Below are 4325 nucleotides of genomic sequence, written 5' to 3'. Positions count from 1 at the left end.
AGCCGCGAATTGCCGTCTGGGTCGATGCGCGATATGGAGCAGCTTCACGTCGGTCATCCGGAGGCAGAACAGAGAGCCTATGCCAGACAGTTGCTTTCGCGCCTTTCGCCAACCGCACAATCGGTCTTCGACTGGCGCTGGCTCGGATATTCGTGGCGGGAGATCGGTGGAAAACTGGAGATGGACCACAGCGCGGTGCGTCGTGCATACTTTCAAGAATTGGGGTTGGTGGTCCGCAGTCTTTCCCCTTCTGGAGAGTCCCCAAAATGCGGCTGAGTTGGAGTTGGCCCTCGCGCACCGAGGACCGTTTTGAATTGTGGCTTGCGCAGCGCCACGAGGAGCGAGTGCTCGCCGGCGAAACGACTCCTGTCGGTCCGTGCCCTGATGAGGCCTTCCTCCGGGATCTGGCTCGAAGAGCGAAGCGGATCGTGTTGTCAGACCCGAGAGTCGCGCACGCGGCGAACTGTCCCATGTGCATGAGCCGACTGCTTGTCTTCCGGCAGGAAAGTCGCTCGCGCCGGCGAAAACTGACGCTCGTAAGCGCAGTAGTCCTCTGCTCCGTGATCGGCGCGGCCGTCATTACGGTCGCTCGCTATGGAATGCACCGGCAACTTCCATCGGCGAATGTGGCCGTTCGATCCGAAGCGGTAAACCTGTGGAATGCTGGTACGATCCGAGGCAACCAGCCCGGCTCGCTGCAATCTGTGTTTTTGCCGGCTGCAGTGGTTAGGGTTACGATCATCCTTCCGCGCTTCAGCCCTCCCGGCCAATACGCCGTGGCCGTTACGCAGGATCAGAACGGAAATGGCGTCGTGGCCCAGAGAAGCGCGCTGGCGACGATCAATGGCGACCACGAATCAGTGTCCGTTGAATTGGACCTGCGGGCGGCCAAGGCGGGAGCCTATTTTCTAGCAACGACCCACGAACAGGATCAGGCGTCGTACTACTATCCTTTGCAAATCAAGTAGACAGCCCTCTACGGCCACTCAACTCCCGACTCCGCAGCGATCCAGGCATTTGTTTCGGAAACCGGCTCAAACACTCGATGGATGCGAATCCAGGTTGGCAGCAAATAAGGTTCGCGTGTGAGCAATTCAGGAGACGCTGGCCGACTTCAGAGTACTAATCCTTGAATCGCGCAACAGCGCCGCTTCACCACAGCATCAAATCGGCATTACTGGAAGGGCCTTCGCTTCACCAGCATAGCCGTCCTGCTTTTCGTCCGAGTGATACAGAAAGAGGTGGCCAGCGGCTTCAAGAGACGTGAATGCTTCCGACCTCGCTAGAACAATCGTGCGGATCGGAGACTTCCAGTCGCATGTGATGAACATCTGCACATGAGCGACGCAACCACCAGGTCGTATCTCCGCCGCGATAACGTGTGCTCTCCATCCATCTGGTGGCGTTAGGCCGTTCGCAATTGTACTGAGGAGAGGGGTCTTTCTCTCCGTGATAAAACTGCTCGCGCGACCCTGCGAGTCATCAATGTCCTCTGCGATGAACTGACGAATATCCGCGAAACATCCCTCACGTCCAGTGAAACGAGAAAATTGACTGAGAAAGTAGTGGAATCCGAGCTTTGCAAAGGCGCGATGATAGCGTTCGGTCACCTGAAATTTGAGCACAGGGCGTTCGATGACGTTGCTCATTAACGTTCCTTCCGAAAACGTCGCATTCGGCCACGCCTGCTGAATCAGAGGCTCGATCCATTCTCGTTCGTGCGGATGAGACGCTAGAGCGACATCGCATGGCGTAGTGATTTGGCAATGGTCATAAGCAACTCGAAGTTCTTCAAGCGTCATCTTTGGGTTAAGCGGTATGTCGTGAAGAACCTTTCTGCTCTCCTTCTCAATGAAACTGATGGCGCACAATTGCGTCGCTTGACCCCTGCCGATTTCGACGCTGACTTCTCGTCCAGCTACTCGATCAAATGTTCTGGCTTCAATACGCTTGCCACCTGCGCTGCCTCGCATGAACGGATTCACCGAGTCATGCTCTTTGCGGCCGACAACACCGTAATACTTCCGAAAGAAACCCTCTACTCCACAGCGTGCCAATTGCTCATCGAGCACACCAAGCCTATTGTTGTTGCAATTCGAACAGAGACGATCCGGTAGCATTGGCGCATTTCTAAAACACCCAAAGGCCGCTGGGAGAACGTGCTCAGTCGAACCCACAGGATTCGCGCAGTAGAGGCAAGTAAGCTTCACCCTCCCATCGAGTTGCTTCCTCAGCGTTTCGGGCATGTCGTATTTCATACTGTTCCGTTCAGCGGCGCAGTCCATAGGCTCCACTCTATGGCTCGCGGCGTGGATTGTACTTAGAGTATGCCCGACCTTTTGTTCAATGAAAAGTCTGCGCTCTAGCTGGGCGCTTGAAGGCGGTTCAACGGCGATGTTGATCACCGGAGGCTGGCCGACTTACGAAAAGTAATCATCCCGGCCGGATCTGTCGTGCATTCTCGGGTCTCAGGATCGGAAACTGGGGCACCCGAGGTTTGAGATGGAACCGGTATCCCGAAACCTGGGCCGCCCGCCCGTGTAGACTTCTCCCAAAGGGATCAAAGCGATCGGTGGAGGCTATCAGGGCATGCACCTTGCTTACTTTGATGAGACGGGAATCGATGGGTACAGTTCGGTTGTGATGTTCGGTGCGCTCATCGTTCCCACAGGGAAATTCGGAGCCGCTTCCGTAATGCATCACAATGCTTTACGACAGATTCTTCCGACGGGTGACCTGGATGATTTTCAGGAATTTCATGCGTCAGCGCTATATCACGGCAAGAAACCTTTTGAGGGGATTGATGAGCCAAAGCGATTCTTGGCGATATTGACCCTCCTAGCTGCGGTACGTGCAGAGAATATGCCTTTCATCTATGCGGCGATTGATCGTAGAGAGTTCGCAGCGACCCATCCGCCGCCGTTTGGGGCGAGCAAGCCTCTACATGCTGCTTTTCATGCGTGCTTGTTGGGGGTCGAAGAGTGGGCGACCGAGAATCATTCTCGTCCGCATACCCCACCAGATACGAAGGTTCTGGACTGGCAAGACACTTATCTGTGCATCTTAGATGATTGCGAAAACAATAATTTGAAGAACGAATACCGCAGAACCTATCGGACCTTGCGGAGCAAACACCCGTTCGCTGGGATTCCGAGCCATCGCTTATGGCACGCCCATGACGATATGTTCTTTGCCGATTCGACTGATAGTTTAGGTCTTCAGATATCAGACCTATGTAACTACTTCGTCCGACTACACCTGGAAGGCATTGCGGAGAAAAACGGAGTACTGCAATTGGACGGCATGGCGGAGAAGAACGCATTTTACGAGCTGATTTCTCCGCAAGTGATCTGCGCAAAGCCATCGCCGGAATGGCAGAAATATGGTCATTTGTTTCGTAAGCATGACGACATCCCCCATCGACGGGAATGAGCAAGTCGCTCATTAACAGCTGGTTACGCGCGGTTCTTTGGATTACTCCCGGCAAACGCCGATGTAGCCGGGAGGGATTTTCGATTGTTGCATAATCTCGCTCGCGCCCGCTGAGCACTCTAGCATCCGATTGATGGATGAAGCTCTCCCCGCCTCGCGTTGCTGTCGAATGACGGCCAAACCTGGAAATGAGCCCTACAACGGGTATCAACAGGCCGTTCAACTGACACGTGCTGCGTGATGACCCCGAATCCATTTGACGACGTGTTCAAGTTGGCCGTCCACCCTCTCCCGTCGTTCGCGCCAATTGAACTCGAACAGTTCGTCTGGTTCCATCGGCGTTCCCTCCAGCACCAGCCCGTTCCATGTGTAGTACGCCCCTGCGGGCATCGCCAACCGAAATCCCTTGCCGACTTTGACGGAAGTTGCGGAGAGGAGTCGACCAGCCGTTTTCTCTCCGACAATTGTGGCGAGCTGGTTCTCTCGTGCAAACGCGACAATCATTTCCGCGGCGCTTGCGGTGTGGCGGTTCACCAGGAGAACGACCCTCCCGTGAAATGATTTCTCGCCCAACCCCTCGGTTTGAAGCACAATGGGCTTTTTCATCATCATTGCAGGCCCAAACTGCAAGGCAAGCCGCCACAGGGTCTTGGTTGAAGACGGGATTTGTGAGAATCGATTGAAACTGTGCTTCTCTGATTCGAGATTGGCTGTGACGCGGCGCCTGTCGAGTGCAAATCCAACCGGGACTGTGCCCGGTGTGATCATGCTCATTACACGAAGCGCGCCGATCCCTCCGCCGGTGTTGCCACGCAGGTCGATGATCAGGCTATCAATTCTGCCAAGTTCCTCCACGGCGCGGGAGATCTCGTTCGCAACCTCGACCCCAATCA

General features: G+C 55.1%; 5 protein-coding genes. 3 read left to right on the top strand and 2 right to left on the bottom strand.

What is annotated here, in order from left to right:
- On the top strand, positions 1-276 hold a 276-nt coding region (locus VMU57_RS13845), incomplete at its 5' end, for a hypothetical protein (RefSeq protein WP_325384383.1).
- Positions 267-968: a hypothetical protein gene (locus VMU57_RS13840; RefSeq protein WP_325384381.1), complete on the top strand. Its 702-nt coding sequence runs from the start codon at positions 267-269 to the stop codon at positions 966-968. The genes VMU57_RS13845 and VMU57_RS13840, both read left to right, overlap by 10 nt.
- 195 nt (positions 969-1163) lie before the next feature.
- Here VMU57_RS13840 and VMU57_RS13835 read toward each other — a convergent pair whose 3' ends face one another.
- Positions 1164-2072: a hypothetical protein gene (locus VMU57_RS13835; RefSeq protein ID WP_325384379.1), complete on the bottom strand. Its 909-nt coding sequence runs from the start codon at positions 2070-2072 to the stop codon at positions 1164-1166.
- A 517-nt stretch (positions 2073-2589) separates the two neighbouring features.
- Here VMU57_RS13835 and VMU57_RS13830 point away from each other — a divergent pair.
- Positions 2590-3432 (top strand): DUF3800 domain-containing protein, encoded by an 843-nt coding sequence (locus VMU57_RS13830; RefSeq protein ID WP_325384377.1) that lies wholly within the window; start codon positions 2590-2592, stop codon positions 3430-3432.
- Positions 3433-3651: 219 nt separating this feature from the next.
- Here the strand turns inward: VMU57_RS13830 and VMU57_RS13825 are convergent.
- On the bottom strand, positions 3652-4325 hold a 674-nt coding region (locus tag VMU57_RS13825; RefSeq protein WP_325384375.1), incomplete at its 5' end, for a S41 family peptidase.

Source organism: Edaphobacter sp., from assembly GCF_035532915.1.
GTDB lineage: Bacteria > Acidobacteriota > Terriglobia > Terriglobales > Acidobacteriaceae > Edaphobacter.
This window is presented reverse-complemented; position numbering and strand designations above follow the sequence as displayed.